At 72.3% G+C, this 16,460-nt stretch carries 15 protein-coding genes and 1 pseudogene; 12 read left to right on the top strand and 4 right to left on the bottom strand.

All coding sequences use genetic code 11. From position 1 onward, the window contains the following. Positions 1 to 153 precede the first annotated feature (153 nt). A complete protein-coding gene (locus GQS09_RS20385) occupies positions 154 to 777 on the top strand; it encodes an ABATE domain-containing protein (protein ID WP_165988388.1) in 624 nt (207 codons plus the stop codon). Here GQS09_RS20385 and sodX read toward each other — a convergent pair. Beyond that, positions 687 to 1,073, bottom strand: coding sequence for a nickel-type superoxide dismutase maturation protease (gene sodX, locus GQS09_RS20380; protein ID WP_313896243.1), 387 nt, complete (start codon positions 1,071 to 1,073; stop codon positions 687 to 689). The genes GQS09_RS20385 and sodX overlap by 91 nt on opposite strands. Positions 1,074 to 1,228: 155 nt before the next feature. Between sodX and sodN the strand changes: the two genes are divergently transcribed. The 4 genes from sodN (at position 1,229) to argS (ending at position 5,332) form a co-directional block, all read left to right on the top strand. Continuing rightward, positions 1,229 to 1,624 (top strand): superoxide dismutase, Ni, encoded by a 396-nt coding sequence (gene sodN / locus GQS09_RS20375; protein WP_165988386.1) that lies wholly within the window; start codon positions 1,229 to 1,231, stop codon positions 1,622 to 1,624. 648 nt (positions 1,625 to 2,272) lie between these two features. Next, positions 2,273 to 2,503 carry a hypothetical protein gene (locus tag GQS09_RS20365; RefSeq protein WP_165988384.1) on the top strand — a complete coding sequence of 77 codons (231 nt, stop codon included), beginning with the start codon at positions 2,273 to 2,275 and terminating at the stop codon, positions 2,501 to 2,503. 41 nt (positions 2,504 to 2,544) lie between these two features. Then, complete coding sequence (locus GQS09_RS20360; protein WP_165988382.1) at positions 2,545 to 3,384, top strand: SAM-dependent methyltransferase; 840 nt, start codon at positions 2,545 to 2,547, stop codon at positions 3,382 to 3,384. A gap of 175 nt (positions 3,385 to 3,559) precedes the next feature. Further along, positions 3,560 to 5,332, top strand: a complete 1,773-nt coding sequence (gene argS, locus GQS09_RS20355; protein WP_165988379.1) for an arginine--tRNA ligase — start codon at positions 3,560 to 3,562, stop codon at positions 5,330 to 5,332. A gap of 9 nt (positions 5,333 to 5,341) precedes the next feature. Here argS and GQS09_RS20350 read toward each other — a convergent pair whose 3' ends face one another. Both GQS09_RS20350 and GQS09_RS20345 read right to left on the bottom strand, forming a co-directional pair. Beyond that, the gene (locus GQS09_RS20350) at positions 5,342 to 5,962 is read right to left on the bottom strand and encodes a 2'-5' RNA ligase family protein (protein ID WP_243761604.1); all 621 of its coding nucleotides are present in this window, start codon (positions 5,960 to 5,962) and stop codon (positions 5,342 to 5,344) included. Positions 5,963 to 5,975: 13 nt separating this feature from the next. Beyond that, a complete protein-coding gene (locus GQS09_RS20345; protein ID WP_243761603.1) occupies positions 5,976 to 7,358 on the bottom strand; it encodes a helix-turn-helix transcriptional regulator in 1,383 nt (460 codons plus the stop codon). A 1,190-nt stretch (positions 7,359 to 8,548) separates the two neighbouring features. Between GQS09_RS20345 and GQS09_RS20340 the strand changes: the two genes are divergently transcribed. The 6 genes and pseudogenes from GQS09_RS20340 to GQS09_RS31030 all read left to right on the top strand — a co-directional run bounded on the left by GQS09_RS20340 (position 8,549) and on the right by GQS09_RS31030 (position 14,545). Beyond that, positions 8,549 to 9,010, top strand: a complete 462-nt coding sequence (locus tag GQS09_RS20340) for a roadblock/LC7 domain-containing protein (RefSeq protein ID WP_165988377.1) — start codon at positions 8,549 to 8,551, stop codon at positions 9,008 to 9,010. A gap of 173 nt (positions 9,011 to 9,183) precedes the next feature. Beyond that, complete coding sequence (locus GQS09_RS20335; RefSeq protein ID WP_093841248.1) at positions 9,184 to 10,059, top strand: endonuclease/exonuclease/phosphatase family protein; 876 nt, start codon at positions 9,184 to 9,186, stop codon at positions 10,057 to 10,059. Next, positions 10,056 to 10,724 (top strand): hypothetical protein, encoded by a 669-nt coding sequence (locus tag GQS09_RS20330; protein WP_243761602.1) that lies wholly within the window; start codon positions 10,056 to 10,058, stop codon positions 10,722 to 10,724. The genes GQS09_RS20335 and GQS09_RS20330 overlap by 4 nt, the downstream gene beginning before the upstream one ends. Positions 10,725 to 11,351: 627 nt before the next feature. Continuing rightward, positions 11,352 to 11,732, top strand: coding sequence for a hypothetical protein (locus GQS09_RS20325; RefSeq protein WP_165988375.1), 381 nt, complete (start codon positions 11,352 to 11,354; stop codon positions 11,730 to 11,732). Further along, a pseudogene (locus GQS09_RS20320) lies at positions 11,707 to 13,527 on the top strand (tetratricopeptide repeat protein); the annotation flags it as partial. The gene GQS09_RS20325 and the pseudogene GQS09_RS20320, both read left to right, overlap by 26 nt. Next, positions 13,499 to 14,545, top strand: a complete 1,047-nt coding sequence (locus GQS09_RS31030; RefSeq protein WP_399552570.1) for a tetratricopeptide repeat protein — start codon at positions 13,499 to 13,501, stop codon at positions 14,543 to 14,545. The pseudogene GQS09_RS20320 and the gene GQS09_RS31030, both read left to right, overlap by 29 nt. Positions 14,546 to 14,560: 15 nt before the next feature. Here GQS09_RS31030 and GQS09_RS20310 read toward each other — a convergent pair whose 3' ends face one another. After that, on the bottom strand, positions 14,561 to 15,370 hold the full coding sequence (locus GQS09_RS20310) for an EI24 domain-containing protein (RefSeq protein ID WP_313896242.1): 810 nt from the start codon (positions 15,368 to 15,370) through the stop codon (positions 14,561 to 14,563). A 401-nt stretch (positions 15,371 to 15,771) separates the two neighbouring features. Here GQS09_RS20310 and GQS09_RS20305 point away from each other — a divergent pair. Continuing rightward, positions 15,772 to 16,460, top strand: a 689-nt coding sequence (locus tag GQS09_RS20305) for a DUF4142 domain-containing protein (protein ID WP_313896241.1), incomplete at its 3' end; no start/stop codon positions are given.

The raw sequence follows: 16,460 nt of genomic DNA, 5'->3' as shown, positions 1-16,460 counted from the left end.
CACCCCCGGCCGGCCGGCACTCGCCGCCACGGCCGGGCCTCGGGCCCGGCCGCGGCGGGGCAGCGGCGGGGTAATGGCCGGCTCCGATTGCTGACCGTTACGAGTAGAGTCGGCGGCAGGAGGCATCACCGGCGGCGCGGGGTGAGGATCGACGTGGAACTGACCTATTACGCGGACCTCGCCGTGCGGCTGGTCAACACCGAGGAGCCCCTGCGCGGCAGCGACGTCCTGACCTCCGTGGACGCCGTCCGCGAACTGTTCGCCGCCGGCCACCCCTCCGCCCGCCGCGCCACCGAGGCGGACGTCGGCCGCCTGCGCGGCGTCCGCGCCCGCCTGCGCGCCGTCTTCGCCGCCGCCGCCGAGGGCGACCAGGTGCGCGCCGTCGACCTGCTCAACGGCCTGCTGCTGGAGTACCCGGCCAGCCCGCAGATCTCCGGCCACGACCTGCTGGACGAGGCGGGCCGCCCCCGCTGGCACCTGCACCTCGCCGAGCACGCGGGCAACGCCACCGCCGCCTACGCCGCCGTCGCGTGCATGGGCCTGGCCTTCCAGCTCACCGAGCTGGGCGTGGACCGGCTCGGTGTCTGCGAGGCCGCGCCCTGCCGCAACGCCTACATCGACACCTCCACCAACCGGTCCAAGCGCTACTGCTCGGACCGCTGCGCCACCCGGGCGAATGTCGCCGCCTACCGGGCCCGCAAGCGCCGTGAACGGGACGGCAGCGGCCGGACCGCCGAGCGCAGCCAGTCCAGCGCCGAGCGGGTCCACGAGGGCTGAGTGCGGCGCGGCGGACGCAGCCGCAGCAGCGCCCGCGCCACCAGGAACTCGTCGGGCACCGCGCCGAACTCGCGGCTGTCATTGCTCATCCGCGCGTTGTCGCTCAGCACCCACCAGCCGTCCGGCCGCCGTTCCACGGCCCGCTTGACCACCAGCAGATCGTGCTCGTGCGGGTGGCGCAGCACCACCACGGCGCCCGGCCGCACCCGGGCTCCGTGCACCACCAGCAGCTGGTCGCGCGGTCGCAGCGTGGGCAGCATGGAGTCGTTGTAGACCTCCGCCAGCGCCAGTCTCACGCCCTTCTCGCCCCTTCCTCGGCCTGGACCCTGTTGCTCAGTCAACCATCGGACTTTCGGCCTAAGCCGTCCCGCCGGACCCGTCCGGCCGCGAAATGCCGCCGCGTACGGAGTAATGTCGCATCCAGGAAAGACGATCACGAGGAAGGACGGCTATGTTCTCCCGCCTGTTCGGACCCAAGCTGAGGGTCAGCGCACACTGCGACCTGCCCTGCGGCGTCTACGACCCGGCCCAGGCCCGGATCGAGGCCGAGTCGGTCAAGGCCATCCAGGAGAAGTACCAGGCCAACGAGGACCCGCACTTCCGGGCCCGGGCCACCACGATCAAGGAGGAGCGCGCCGAGATCGCCAAGCACCACGTCTCGGTGCTGTGGAGCGACTACTTCAAGCCGCCGCACTTCGAGAAGTACCCGCAGCTCCACGTCCTGGTGAACGACACCCTGAAGGCGCTGAGCGCGGCCAAGGGATCCACCGACCCCGCCACCGGCCAGAAGGCGCTCGACCTGATCGCCGAGATCGACAAGATCTTCTGGGAGACCAAGAAGGGCTGACCGCCCTTCACGGCCTCTGACCTGCGGTTTCCTTCTCCGCAGGGCTCTTCGGTCCGCACCCGGTCCGCAGGCCGCCCAAACGGCGTCCATCACGGACCGGGTGCGGTCGTCCTCGCCGGGCCACAGATGGGCGTAGGTCCGCAGGGCCCGCCGCTGGACGCCACCCAGCGTTACACCCACCACCTGCGCCAAGCCCTGCCCGACCATGCCGAGCAGATCCTGTCCGACCCCGCGTGGGCGGCCCTGCAAGCTGTACTCGCCCAAGCCGAGTCCAGCGGCCTCGATCCGGCGCATCTGCTGAATCGCGTCATCCCTGCCAGGAGCCTTGACGACGTCCGGTCCCCCGCGCACGTGCTCATCTGGCGCATACAACGCTTCGCACACCGGCCCGCACCCAGTGCCCGCGCCCTCGCAGCTCAGGCGCGGAGTACACGTCCGCACAAGCGCCCGGCGCCCGCTCCGGCCAGCGTTCGGCCTGCGATGCCGGGCACGCCGGACAGCCGTGGCCCTGTCCGTTGACCCGGTATCGAGTGCCTGCCTGGCGGGGCGCCGGCGGTCAATCTTGTGGCGTCCTGACCGGATGAGCCCTATACGCCCCGGAGTTACCGTCAGTACGCTGCCGGACACGCAATCAGACAGGAGGGTTTTATGTCGGCGCTTCGTGAAGTCCTGCACCGCAGCAACCACGACCTCGGTCTCCGGACTGGCCTCCGGGACGGTGACCCGGATGTACTCACCGGATTCGACCTCACCGAGGAAGAGGCCAGGGCGCTGCTGGCCGGGGACGAGAATGCCCTCTACCGGCTCCTGGGTGACACGAAATACTTCTTCATCCGCGAGAACGGCAATTACGACGACGACGACGGACTCACCGCCTGATCTCTGATCGACTGCGTACCTTCGCTTCCGAGAGGACAGGGGTGACCGTTCCTGAGAAGAGCGGCGCGGCACGGATTTCCCTCGTGGGGATCGGCACCGTAAGCGTCATGCAGATGACCCACGAAGCGGAATCCGTGCTCCGCGTCGCCGACGCTCTTTATGTGCTCCACGCGCAGAGTCTCGTTCTGGACTATCTGCGCGAGCGATACGAGGCAGAGGTGGTGGACCTGTCCACCGCTTACGCCGAGAACAAGGCGAGGCGGCAGACGTATCACGAGGTCGCGGACGCGGTGATCGGGGCCGCGACCTCCGGAGCCGGCCGCCACGTCGCGTATGTGACGTCCGGCAATCCGCTCGTGCTGGTGACTCCGTCGCAACTCATTCTGGCCGAGGCGGCGCGGCGTGGAATTCCGGTGGACGTGGCGCCCGGGGTTTCGGCGCTGGACACGGTGTGGACTGATCTGCGTTTTGACCCCGGTCCGGACGGGGCGCTGATGTTCGAGGCGACGAGCCTTCTGCTGCGCCGGTATCCGCTCGTTCCTACGGTGCCGCTGTTCCTGTGGCAGGTGAATACCGTGGAGACCTCGCTGTACTCGACGCACAAGAACCGGCCGGAGAGATTCGCCCGGCTGCGGAAATATCTGGAGCAATTTTACCCTTCCGATCACCTCACCCGGCTGGTACACAGCGCCTCGTTCCCGTTTACCCGACCCGAGATCGCCGATATCCCAATATCGGAACTCGGCATTCTCGCGGAGGTGGCGACGTCTCAGCACATCTTGTATGTGCCTCCGGTTCACCGGCAGCCGATTGCCGATGAAGGGCTGGCACGTGCCGTCTCCAGCGTCGAGCACCTGGAGACGTTGATCGACAGGTCGTGACCGCACCACCACGCAACTCCTGCCATGCTTAGTGGTGCAGCGCGCCGGTGACCTGACGGCCGGACCTTGGGCTCGCCCCTGCTTCGGCTGGTCCGGACGTGCTGCACCACAGTGGAGCTCAGCTTGGCGGGGCCGCGCGCTCGCGCGGCCCGATCGACGGAGGATGTGCGGACACATGACGGAGCGGGTGCGGTCGCTGGCCGACGAGGTGGAGGCAGCGGTATCGGCGGCCATGGCCGGGACACTGCCGCCCGAACTTGCCGGGCAGGACCCGCTCGTCCGACGCTCCGACCATGCCGACTTCCAGTCCAACGTGGCGCTGCCGCTGGCCAAGCGCCTGCGGGAGAAGCCCCGCGAGGTAGCGGAGAAGCTGCGCGAGCCCCTGTCGCGGGTCGAGTGGATCCGCTCGGTCGAGGTCTCCGGGCCTGGCTTCCTCAACATCAATCTCGCCGATGAAGCGCTGCTCGGCCGCCTGGCCCTCCGGTACGGCGACGCCCGCCTGGGCGTGCCCGAGGCCCAGGGGGGCCAAGTGGCGGTCGTGGACTACTCCGCGCCCAACGTCGCCAAGGAAATGCACGTCGGACACCTGCGCTCCACCCTGATCGGCGACGCCCTGGCCCGGGTGCTGGACTTCCTGGGCGCGCAGGTGATCCGCCAGAACCACATCGGCGACTGGGGCACCCAATTCGGCATGCTCATCCAGTACCTGACCGAGCATCCGGAACTGCGGTGGCATGCCAGGGACCTGGGGCACGTCGAGGCGGGCAGCGCCGTCTCGGCGCTGGACTCCCTCTACCGCGAGGCCCGCAAGCACTTCGACGCCGACCCGGCCTTCAAGGAACGCGCCCAGCGCCGCGTGGTCGCCCTCCAGGCCGGCGACGCGGAGACCGTCCACGCCTGGCGCGAGATCGTCGCCGAGTCCGAGAACGCCTTTCAGCAGATCTACGCCCGTCTCGGCGTACTGCTCACGCTCGACGATGTCGCGGGCGAGTCCTTCTACAACGACCGTCTGCAGAGCGTGGTGGACGAACTGCGGGAGAAGGGCATCGTGCAGGAGAGCGAAGGCGCCTGGTGCGTCTTCTTCGACGATATCCGCGGGCCGGAGGACAAGCCCGTCCCGATGATCGTGCAGAAGGCCGACGGCGGCTTCGGATACGCCGCCACCGATCTGGCCGCCATCCGCTACCGCACCCAGGAGCTGAAGGCCACCCGCCTGCTCTATGTCGTCGACGCGCGCCAGTCCCAGCACTTCGCCATGCTCTTTCGCACCGCCCGCCTCGCGGGCTGGCTGACGGATGACATCCAGGCGGTCCACGTCCAGAACGGCACCATCAACGGTCCGGACGGCCGGCCCTTCAAGACCCGCTCCGGCGGCACGGTCCGCCTGGCGGACCTCCTCGACGATGCCTACGGCCGCGCCCAGGAGGTCGTCACGGAGAAGAACCCGGACCTCCACGACGCCGACTTGGACCGCATCGCGCAGGTCGCCAGTATCGGCGCGGTCAAGTACGCCGAACTGTCCACCTCACGCGTCAAGGACTACTCCTTCGATGTCGCCCGCATGGTCTCCTTCAGCGGCCAGACCGGTGTCTACCTCCAGTACACCCACACCCGCATCGCCTCCATCCTCCGCCGCGCGGGCGACTCAGCGGCGCAGGCCCGGTTCCGGCCCGCTCTCGCCCTCGAACCCGCCGAGCGCCAACTCGCCTTGCTTCTGGATGAGTTCAGCTCCGTACTCAACGGCGTCGCCGACACCCTCGAACCGCACAGGCTGGCCGGCTATCTGTACTCCGTTGCCAAGGCATACACCGACTTCTACGAGTCCTGCCCCGTCCTGAAGGCCGATGCCGAAACCCGTGCCAATCGCCTGGCCCTGTGCCGGCTCACCGGCACCACCCTCGCCCGCGGCCTGGGCCTCCTGGGCATCACCGCCCCCGACCGGATGTGAGGCAACGGCTCATCCGAGCGGTACTTCGGTACAGGTCTCCCACTGATACATGCGGTGGTCCCGGTGGAGAACGATCAGCTCAGCCGTGGTGATCCCGGCGGCGGCCGGGGCGATACGGGCCGCCGCCAGTGCCTCGTGCACGGGAGCGGCCGGCCCGTCTGCGCTGCTGTAGGCGACGGTGATGTGGGGCCGGAAGCCGGCTTCCGGCTCCGGTACCGCCGGCCACACATCGGCGACGGCCTGTCGGATGGCGGCGCGGATCGCCGCGATGGCGGAGACCGGCTCCGGAACACCGTAGATCGCCTCCGGGGTCACCACCGGCCCCGAAACGGTCACCTTGGGCGGGGATACGGTGGCGAGACGGGCTCGGGCCGCCTCCACCACGGCCCGGACGTCCGCTTCCGCCACCTCGTCGGTGAATCCCAGCCCCTGCATGGTCAGATGAAGCCACCGGTCGGGGACGGGATCGAGGCCGGGGACGTCCTCCAGGGCCCGGCGCGCCTCGTCGGCGAAGCGCAGCACCTCGGGTGCGTTCCGCCAGGTGAGGTGCCAGGTGTAGAAGGTCCGGCCGGGACGCCAGCCGGGCCGCCACCACCAGTGGTCGGCCATGTTCTGAACGGCGGTGGTCATGGTGGCGCTCCCTTCAGGAGACATCGTTGCCCGAGGTGAGGGCGAGACGGCGCGGTGCGGAGTCCAGAGCGAATTCCTCGATGGCCTCTTGCAGACGCGCTGCTGGCCGGCTGCCCGCCGCGGGAGAGCGAGCCACTGCGGCGGCGAGCTCGCGCAGCCGGCGGGTCACCGGGTCAAGCCGCTGCTCGGGCGGCAGGGCAAGAACGGGAAGGAGCGCTTCGGCGGCGGCCTCGGGACCGTTCAGGGCCAGGTGAGCGGCAGCCTGCGCGATGCGCATCTGAGCCACCGTGCCGTAGGGCTGGGCGGCGGATTCGCCCAGCGCGGCCTGCGTGGTCCGCAGCGCCGAGCCCGGCTCGCCGACACGGAGCTGTACGGCCGCGGTGTAGTTGGCACGGCGGTAGTCACCGCAGGACAGCAGTCCGCCGATCTCATCCGGGGTGGTCACGGACTCCCGCACATCGAGCGACCTGTGCAGCGCCGCCCGCGCTTCCTCTGCCGCGCCGAGCTGGGACCACGCGTCGGCCTCCTGACAGGCCAGCAGCACACCGGCCGAACCGTCCGGACGGTAGTCCGCGCCGCGTCGGGCGAAGCCGATCGCGTCCCGCATCCGGCCGTCCCAGAACGCCACCTTGGAGCGGGTGGACAGCACCCATGCCCGCAGGTCGCGGTGATCGGCGAGTTCCGCGCACAGCCATGCGGTGCGGCCCTGTGTGTCGGCCTCCCGCAGTTGCCCCAGGTCCGAGCTGATCCAGGCCAGAATTCCGCAGAGATAGCCGGCCACGCTGTACAGGTCCCGGGTCTGTCGTGGGTACTGCCGTCCTTCCAACAGGGCCCAGACCTGGTCGCGCAGGCGGCGGGCCTGTGCGAAGAGGGGCAGCGGCTCGCCGACGAGATAGTCGGCGGACAAGGCCCGTGTCTCGGCTACCAGTTGCTCCAGGGCGAGATCGCCGACGTTGGACGCCTCGGCCCACCGCGCCCAGTCCGCTGCCTCGGCCGCAGCGGTGCGCACCATCTCCGGACCGGTCGGCTCGGCTGCCGCAGCCGTAGCGGGGGAAGGCTGCATGCCTGCTTCCCGGGGTGGTTCGGCGGCCGCTGCCTGGTGTGCCAGCACCCGCAGGTCGCTCTCCGGCATGGCACGCCGGTCCTCCAGGTCCAGCAGCTCGTCCATCCGGCAGCCGAACACCTCGGCCAGAAGCAGCAGGACGTTCAGGGAGGGTCTCCGGCCGGCCGGAGCGGGCCACCGCTCCCATTTGCCGACCAGTGAGGCGTCCGCAGCCACAGCCGCACCGGGCCGCTGCGCCGAGAGGTCGTTCAGCCGGTCGGAGGTCTGTTGCAGAGTCCAGCCGTGTGCGTGCCGGAACGCCTCGCGAGGGCGCATGCCGAAACGGACGCGCATTTCGACGGCGATATCCGCAGTCACGCTGCCGCGCCTCGTCATTTCGTGGCGAAGTGCCTCGCGATCCGCCTTGGACCCGGGCTTTGGGCGGTGCGCCATTGGTGCTCCCTGCGGGTTGATTGCCCGGCCACGGTAACGAGGGATCTACCCAGAGGCAGGGTGACTTCCACGCAGGCGGAGCACATTCTGTCCCACCGTCTGTCCAATAGATCCCATCGTCCCACGTCAGAAGCGTCGTCGTGGTCCACGGAATCTGGACACGGCCGCTCGTGACGGTGCATCGCCATATGGGGACAGTGGTGGACACCAGGAACTAGCCGCATTCGGGGCGAGGGAAGCCGTCGGCAGCACTCTGGGCTGCTTGCTTCGCCTTGCGTCGAGGAAGGGCCGAACTCCGATGTCCACCAGCCCACTTCCCGCAGACCGCGTCCCCACTGCCGTGGTACCGCCCGGTACCGGGGCACCGGCTCCTGAACGGGCGGATGCGGCTCCCGCCGCGCCAGGCGATCGGCGAGCGCCGCACCACCCGGAGCAGGTCCGCATCGCCGTGGCCGCGTCGGAGCGGCTGCTCCGAACACTCGCTCCGTCCTCACGTGAGGTCGGCGTGCAGACCAGGGCGCTGCAACACCACCTGGCCCTGTTGCTTCCCCAGGCCCGCCGGTACCGCGACTCGGCGACAACTGGCGTCTCCCGCCACTGCTGGGCCGAGCTCATCGACCTTGCTGTCGCCGTCAGCAGAGCCCCCTGCTCCTCACGCGCGACCGCGCTCGGCCGTCTCCGGTTACTGACCGGCTGCGTCAGGACCCTGCTGTACCGGGTGGAGACAGCACGCACCGCCGCTGAGACACCGATGCCGACACACCGGCGCCGGCCCTACCGCCCGCGAGGGGCGGCAAGGAGAACAGGGTGATGCCCCCATGGCGGACCAGCCGGTGCCGGACGAGGAGCAGGTGCCGTCCGCCGTACTCCACGGGCGGGCGTGCCGGTACTGCCACCAGCCGCTGAGCGGACCCGGCGAAGCAGCCGGAGAGATCACCGACGCACGGATCTACGGCCGCCCGTACCCGATACGCGTCCGCGCCTGCTTTCCCTGTTCCCACACGCACCTGTCAACTCACTGGACAAAGGCGGGACTTCGATGAACGACGGCAGTCGGCACCCCGCCTCACCCCAACAGAATCAGGAACGCCATGGATGACGCCGCCATCAGCGCGCTGCTGCACCACAGGGTCGGCCAACTGGCCGGCGTATGGGGCGTCCTGGCCCTCACGGCCGACGGCATGGCCCTGGCCTGCGCGGGCATCGGACCGGACGACGCACGGGACCTGTCCGCCCTCGGTGCCGCCCAGGGCTCCGTCGCCCGGCAACTGATCGCCCGCAGCGAGGCCGGCCGCCTCACCACCAGCCTCATGCTGGGCGAGAACGGATGTGTCGTCCTCACCCGCTCCAGCGCGAACACCTTCCTGGCGGCCTTCGCGTACCGCGAATGCGCCGCCGGAAACATCGGGGAACAGCTCGCCGCGCTCAGCGACGAGCTGGGAGCCCAGCTCGAGGCCCGGGTCGGCAGTCACCTGCTGGCCCCAGTGAGCAGAGAGACGGAGTGGACAACCGCGCCGGAGAACATGCAGGCCACCGGCCGTCCCCACCGGTAGCCCCGTCCGGCGGAGACGTGCCCTTCCCGGCCCGCGCATCCCGTGACGCGGGCCGCCCCGTCTCCCCCGGGCCGGTGACCACCCCCGGCCCGGGGGAGACGGCACCACCACCGCACTTCCGCCCGCACCCCTGCGGAGCGGCCGATCACCAGCACACAAGGAATGAGAGCTGTATGAGCACAACCGTGGTGCGAGCGGCGTCGTGGAACCTCTACGTCGGCGGCATCGACGGCGGGGACGAGACCCGCCGCAAGCAGCAGATCAGCGTCCTTGCCGACGAGATCACCCAGACCTACGGCGAGCCGGACATCGTCACGCTCACCGAGATGACGCACTGGGACGCCGGCGGCTGGTGGCGCCTTCAGGAGCTGGCCGAGGCCCTGCGCATGGCCTGGCTCACTCCGGTGACCTCCCGCGTCTCCTCCGACGTCGGCACCAGCCCCAACCACCTGGCAATCCTCTACCGGCCCGAGCGGGTCAACGTGCTGCGCTACCAGGCCCCGGTCGGAAACGGCGCCTTCCACCACGGGCTCGCCCGCGCCCACCTGGCCATCGACGGCGTCGAGTTCGCCGTGCTGGCCACCCACCTGGCCTGGACCGACGGCGACACCCGCCTCCGCGAAGCGCGGTGGATGACCGACAACGCCGGCCCGTTCCCCGGCCAACCCCGCAATGCCCTCCTCATGGGCGACCTGAACGTCCTGGCCGAGCAGGACCCGGAACCGGACTGGAACCTCATCCCGCGCAACACCTGGAGCCGCTACCGGCAGATTCACGCTGACGGGAGCTGGGGGCCGGCCGACCGGCGCGCGCTCCGCGTGCTGCTCAACTCAGGCTGGATCGACCCCCAGACCGTCGTGCGCCAGGCCCGCAAGCCGACCGTGGGCCATTACCCGACCGATTCGGCACAGCCCTCGCGCATCGACCACGCCCTGGTCACCGGAGAGGTACGGCCGAAGGTGTACGCCACCCACGCATCCGAGCTCGCCGATTCCGCCTCCGACCACCGGCCCATCGTGCTCACCGCCGAGATCGGGGCGGCGGCGTGACCACTACGGCGGCACCGCCCGCCGTCATCCCCTACATCACCGCCCGCCACGGCGAAGAACCCGACTACGCCGCCAACCTCGGCCTCCTGCCGGGCGGACGGGGCCTGCGCTACCTGGCCGAGGAGCCCGGCGACCGCGACGCGCAGGGCGTGCTGTGGGGCAGGGTCTCCCAGTCCCGCGACGGCGACCGCCTGACCGGCGCCCCCCGCTTCGCCGAGGTCCACCCCTCCCGCCAGCGCGAGGCCATGACCTGGCTGCGCTGCCAGGTCTGCCTGCGCCCCGCCAGCCGCACCGGGGCCGGCTGGCTGTTCATGGAGTCCGCCGGCCCGAACGGACGGCGCTCCCCTGACGGCCTGGAAGGGATGCTGACCGCCCAGCCTCCGGTATGCGCCGAACACGCCCGCCTCGCGGCCCAGCGCTGCCCCCACCTGGCGTCCGCCGGGTTCATCGTGGTCCGGGCCCGGCTGCCCCGTCTCTACGGTGTGATCGGCACCTCCTACCGAGCCACTCCCGGCGGCGGCCTGGCAGCAGATGAGGGAGACGACACCCCGGTGTCCTACCGCGACCGGCACCGACTGCGCTGGCTCATCGCCTCCCAGCTCGTACGCCAACTCTGCGGCGTGACGGCGGTAAACCTGGGCAGTCAGCCGGAAACGGGCCGGTGACCGCCCCGCCCGCCGACGGCACCCTTGCAGCAGCCGACGGCGCGGACTGGCCGTGGAGGGCACGGCACAGCTCGGCCGACCCGCCGGCGGACACCTGTACGACGCCACCATCAATACCCGCTTCGCCCGTGCTTCCGTCCTGCCACCCCTGCGGCCTGAGCAGCGAGGACCGCTCTCCCGGGAGGACCCGAGCGAATCCGCCCAGAGTCCGCAGAACAGTCGTAAGGGCCCGTCCGGAGCCAACGCGGGCAAGCGGAAAAAGGCCAGGTCACCGACGCGCGGCGGGAGTTGCCGCAGGTCAGGAACCTGGCCGGTTACTGGGAGACCAAGAAGGGCTGATCCCCTTCGGCTCCGTCTCGCCGCACCCGTGCCCGGTCCGCCACCCCCGGCGGGCCGGGCGCGGCCCGTCCTGCCCCTCCTGCCCCCGGCGCCGGGTACGCGGCGGAATCCGGGCGACGCCGGGCGACGCCGGGCGGGCGGACAGCGCTGCGGCCCGGGGCCGTTCCTCCCGCACCGCTCACGGTGGCTGCCGGTGACGGTATGACATATTGCTGTCACTCGTGCGTTGGTGTGTCGGAGAGCCGGACCCGGCGGGAGCCGGCCGGAACAGAGGCTGAGGGGGCCGGAATGGACGGGGCGGGAGCCGTTGTGGTGCGCGTGGCGGCGGGGCCGGACCATGACGCGGCGGAACTGGCGTCCCTGGCACGCGGACTGCGCCGGGAGTTGCTGGAGCTGGACGTGGCGGCGGTGGAGCCGGTCACCGCGGCGGACCTCCCCGAGGGCGCCAAGGGCCTGGGCACCATGGCGGGCGCGCTGCTTGTGCGGATGGGTGTCACCGCGGGCCTGCGGAAGGTGGTGGAGGCGGTCCGCCGCTGGGCCGCGCGGGACGCCGTGCGCTCGGTGGAGATCGCCTTCGGGGACGATGTGCTGAAGGTGACCGGGGTTTCCCCGGAACGGCAGGAGCAGCTCATCGAGGTGTGGCTTGCACGTCACGGTTCCGGCTCCTGATTTCCCGCCGGGCAGACGGTCGGCCCTGGTGGTGGGGACCTCCGTCTACGAGGACACGACGCTGTCCCGGCTGCGCTCCCCTGCCCGGGACGCCAGGGAACTGGCGCGGGTGCTGGGCGACCCCGCGATCGGCGGGTTCGAGGTGACGGTGCTGGCCGACCCCACGGCGCAGGCGCTGCGCATGGGGCTGGAGGACTTCCTGCACGGCCGCGGCCCGGACGAACTGCTGGTGGTGTACCTCTCGTGCCACGGGCTGCTGGACGCGCGGGGGCGGCTGTACTTCGCCGCCCGCGACACCCGCAGGGAGCGGCTGGCGTCCACCGGGGTGGAGCCCGGGTGGCTGACGGATCTGCTCGACGAGTGCCGGGCGCGGCGGCAGGTGCTGATCCTGGACTGCTGCTTCTCCGGGGCGTTCGTCCGCGGGGCGAAGGCCGGGGAGGACACGCTGCGCCTGGAGCAGCGGCTGGCCGGTCCGGGCCGGGGCCGGGCGGTGCTGACGGCCTCCCGCGCCGAGGAGTACTCCTTCGAGGGCGACCCGCTGGCCGCCGACGGCGGGACCGGCGACGGTGCCGGGCAGGCGGACGCGGCCCGGACCTCGGTGTTCACCGCCGGCCTGGTGGACGGCCTGGTGACCGGGGCCGCCGACACCGACCGGGACGGGCTGGTGTCGGTGGAGGACGCCTACGACCACGCCTTCGCCTACGTCAAGGAGCGGAACGGGCAGCAGACCCCGCAGCGGTGGCTCTACGCCGCCGAGGGCCGGATCTGGCTGGCCCGCAGTCCGGCCGGCATTCCGGTCGCCCCGGTGCCGCTTCCGGCCCATCTGCGGGCGGCGCTGGAGAACCCGGTCCCGCAGGTGCGGGCCGGCGCCGCACTGGTGCTGGCCGAGTGGCTCACCGGAGACGACCCCGGGCGGGCCCTGACCGCGCGGGAGGAGCTGTCGCGCCTGGCGCGGGATGACACGGCGTTCGTCGCCGGCCTCGCCCGGCAGACCCTGGACCCCCACCCCGGGATCGCCGGCCTCCCGGCGGAACCGGCTGCCGAAGCCCCCGAGGCGGAAGCCGTCGAGGCCGAAGCCCCCGAGGCCGAAGCCGTCGAGGCCGAAGCCGTCGAGGCCGTCGGCCCCGGTGCCGGACAGGACCCCGGGGAGGACCCCGGACAGGGCAGCGAGGAGAGCACCGGACCGCGCGCCCGGGAGGGCCTGGGGAAGGACGCCGGGGAGGAGGCGCGGATGCTGGTGGAGAAGGCCGCGGATCTCAGCAACCGGGGACTCCGCGACCAGGCGCTGACCGCTCTCGACCAGGCGCTCCGGCTCGTCCCGGACCAGCCCCGTGCCCTTGCCGACCGGGCCCTGCTGCACCAGCACGCCGGCCGCCCGGACCGGGCCGCGGCGGACCTGCGCCGGGCGGCAGAACTGGCTCCCGACGATCCCGCGGTGCCGGCCCGGCGCGGCGAGATCCGCCGGCTGGCCGGGCGCTTCACCGAAGCCAGGGCCGACCTGGACCGGGCCCTGGTCCTCGATCCCGGCAACGTGGCGGCCCGGGTGAGCCGAGCGGAGATACACCGGTCGGACAACCGGATCAACCGGGCCCTGACCGATCTGAACCGCGCCCTCACCCTCGATCCGGACAACGTGGCGGCCCTCACCATCCGCGGCGAGATCCACCGGCTGGCCGGGCGCTTCAGCCAGGCCGGGGCCGACCTGGACCGGGCCCTGGCCCTCGATCCCGACAACGTGGCGGCCCTCACCAGCCGTGCGGCGCTCCATGCCGACCGGGGAGACCACGCCGGGGCGCTGTCCGACCTCGACCACGCGTCGGTTTTCGCGACGGGCGACGCCCTCGCCCTCGTGCTCGCCCGCCGCGGGCACGTCCACCTCGTGGCCGGCCGCCACCGCAAANCACGTCCACCTCGTGGCCGGCCGCCACCGCAAAGCCCTGGCCGACCTGGACCGGGCGATCACCCTCGACCCCGTCGACGATGTCTCCGGCCGTGCCTGCGCCCACGCCTACCGTGCCGAGGCCCGCCTGCTGGACGGGGACGACGACGCCGCCGCGTCCGACCTGGAGCAGGCCCTGCTTCTCGACCCCGGCAACGGCCCCGCCCTCGTCGCCCGCGGCAGGCTCCACGCGCGGGCCGGGCGCGACGAGGAGGCGCGGGCCGATTTCGACCGGGCCCTGGAGAACCGTGCCGCGGATCACGCGGCCCTGACCGACCGGGGCCTGGTCCACCTCGCCCTCGGGCTCTACCCGCACGCCCGGAAGGACTTCGACCGGGCGCTGAGGATCGCGCCCGACAACGTCTCCGCCCTGGCCGGCCGGGGTGAGGTGCGCCGCCTGACCGGGGACCTGCACGGCGCCCTGGCCGACCTGGACCGGGCGATCGCCCTCGATCCCGAGTACGTGCCCGCGCTCGCCAGCCGCGGCGAGCTGCACCGCACGGCGGGACGCACCAGGCGGGCTCTGCGGGACCTGGACAAGGCGCTGCGCCTCGACCCCGNCGGCGCCCTGGCCGACCTGGACCGGGCGATCGCCCTCGATCCCGAGTACGTGCCCGCGCTCGCCAGCCGCGGCGAGCTGCACCGCACGGCGGGACGCACCAGGCGGGCTCTGCGGGACCTGGACAAGGCGCTGCGCCTCGACCCCGACGACGTCTTCGCCCTCGCCGCCCGCGGGGAGGTGCACCGGGCCGCCGAGCGCTACACGCCGGCGCTGGCCGACTTCGACCGGGCACTCGCCCTCGCGCCCCACTACGACTGGGCCCGGGAACAGCGCAGGCTGATACCGCGGCGTTTCCGTCTCCTGCGGTTCTGACCGGTCCGGGGGCTTCTATCGCTGCCGGGCCGCCCCGCCCGGCGGGTGCGGGGAGGAGGGCGGCGCGGCCGGGTGCAGGTCGCGGGCGAGGAGGGTGGCACCGGCGACGGCGCCGGGCATGAGGAAGACGGCGGCCAGCGGGACCAGGAAGAGCAGTGCGAGCGGGATGCCGAAACCGAGCGCGCGCTTGCGGTGTTCCCGCATCAGGCGCAGCCGGGCCTTGACCGGGATGCCGCGCCGGGCCAGGGCGTAGGAGGCCAGCTCGGTGGTGAGGAAGAAACCGGCGACGGCGATGCCCAGCACCGGGGCGAGGAGCTGGCCCAGAAACGGCACCAGGCCGAGGAGGAAGAGCGGGACGGCGAACAGCAGGGCCCGCCACAGCATGAAGAGGCTCTCCACGAGCGAGATCCACAGCTCCCGCCAGAGCGGGCGGTCCGGGCCGGAGGGCACCGGGCCGTAGCGTGCCTCCACGCGTACCGAGAGGGCGTCGTAGAACGGGTCGCCGATCAGCAGGGTGACGGCGGTGAAGGTGAGGGCCGCGAGCAGCAGACCGGCGCCGACGAAGGCGATGCCCACGACCACCCGCAGTGCGGTGCGCCAGCCGGAGTCCCAGTCGTCGGCGAAGGGCGTCACCCACGCGGCCAGGTCGTCCGCCCACAGCGTGAGCAGGACCAGGGCGGCGGTGTAGAGCGCGAAGGTGATCAGCGCCGGGATCAGGCAGCGGGCGTAGCCGGCCGGGTGACGCACCACCCAGCGCTGGCCCTGGCCGAAGAAGAACAGGCCGGCGGCATAGCCGCGCCGCCCCGGCGGCGGCGACGGCGGCACGGCCGGCGGCGGGCCGGGGGTCGGCGCCGGCGGCGGCACGGAAGGCGGCACGGGCGGGCCGAAGCCGGGGCCGGGCGGGGGCTGCTGAGGGAAGCGGTGTGCGTCGATGGAGGGGAGCCTAGCGCCTCGCCCGGGGGCGGCGAGGGACGAGGCTCCGTGTGCAACGGCGGCCCGGCCGCGGCCGGATCACCACCGGGCGTGCCCCGGCGCCGTCCGTCCGCCCGTCCGCCGGCCTTCCGGCCGGGCGGGCGGGGCCCGTGCCGCCGCCGGACGGCTTCTCCCCGCCGCGCCGGATCACCTCTTCGGGCGGCCCCGCATGCGGACCGGCAGATGATCACGCACCGTGACGGGGTGGGCGCCGCCCGGCGCCCGTTCCCCGACGACGTGGAAGTGATCCGATCGTGAAAGCACCCCGACTGGCGGCCGCCGTGCTGGCGGCCACCCTGCTCACCGGCACCGCCGCGGGCACCGCGCTCGCCGACGGCACCCCTCCCCCGGCCCCGCTCGACGCCGGCTTCGCCAAGGCGGCCCACCAGGGCAACCTGGCCGAGATCGCGGCCGGCAAGGACGCCCGCAAGCACGCCACCACCGAGTGCGTGCGGGATGTCGGCGCCCTGCTGGTGCGCGACCACTCCAAGCTGGACGCCGACCTCAAGGCGCTCGCCGACAAGCTGGACGTGAAGCTGCCGGACGCACCCACGCCCGAGCAGCAGAAGACCCTCGACAAGGTGCGGGCCAAGGCCGGCACCTCCGCCTACGACAAGGCGTGGCTGGCCGCCCAGGACGCGGCGCACCGCGAAACCCTGAAGCTGATCGACCACCAGATCGACGCGGGCCGCAACGCCGAGATCACCGCGGCGGCCAAGGCCGCGCGGCCGGTGGTGGCCATGCACCTGGACCTGGTGCGCGGCGGCGTCTGCCATGACCTCCCGAAGCACGGCAAGGACGGCCACGGCAAGGACGGCAAGGACGGCAGGTATCACGTCCGGGCCGGCCACGGCGCGCTGGCCGCCGGGCAGGCCGACGCGCAGTCCGCCTGGGGCACCGCGGCGGTGGCCGCGGCCGGCGGCGGCACGCTGCTCGCCGCCAC

It is taken from the genome of Streptomyces sp. YIM 98790 (assembly GCF_011421595.1).
Classification (GTDB): Bacteria; Actinomycetota; Actinomycetes; order Streptomycetales; family Streptomycetaceae; genus Streptomyces.
This window is presented reverse-complemented; position numbering and strand designations above follow the sequence as displayed.

Bases quoted from the DNA above. Each gene is read 5' to 3' on its own strand.
- sodN (WP_165988386.1), top strand. From the start codon at position 1,229: ATGTTCTCCCGCCTGTTCGGACCCAAGCTGAGGGTCAGCGCACACTGC.
- GQS09_RS20365 (WP_165988384.1), top strand. From the start codon at position 2,273: ATGTCGGCGCTTCGTGAAGTCCTGCACCGCAGCAACCACGACCTCGGT.
- argS (WP_165988379.1), top strand. From the start codon at position 3,560: ATGACGGAGCGGGTGCGGTCGCTGGCCGACGAGGTGGAGGCAGCGGTA.
- GQS09_RS20350 (WP_243761604.1), bottom strand. From the start codon at position 5,962: ATGACCACCGCCGTTCAGAACATGGCCGACCACTGGTGGTGGCGGCCC.
- GQS09_RS20345 (WP_243761603.1), bottom strand. From the start codon at position 7,358: ATGCGCGTCCGTTTCGGCATGCGCCCTCGCGAGGCGTTCCGGCACGCA.
- GQS09_RS20340 (WP_165988377.1), top strand. From the start codon at position 8,549: ATGGATGACGCCGCCATCAGCGCGCTGCTGCACCACAGGGTCGGCCAA.
- GQS09_RS20335 (WP_093841248.1), top strand. From the start codon at position 9,184: ATGAGCACAACCGTGGTGCGAGCGGCGTCGTGGAACCTCTACGTCGGC.
- GQS09_RS20325 (WP_165988375.1), top strand. From the start codon at position 11,352: ATGGACGGGGCGGGAGCCGTTGTGGTGCGCGTGGCGGCGGGGCCGGAC.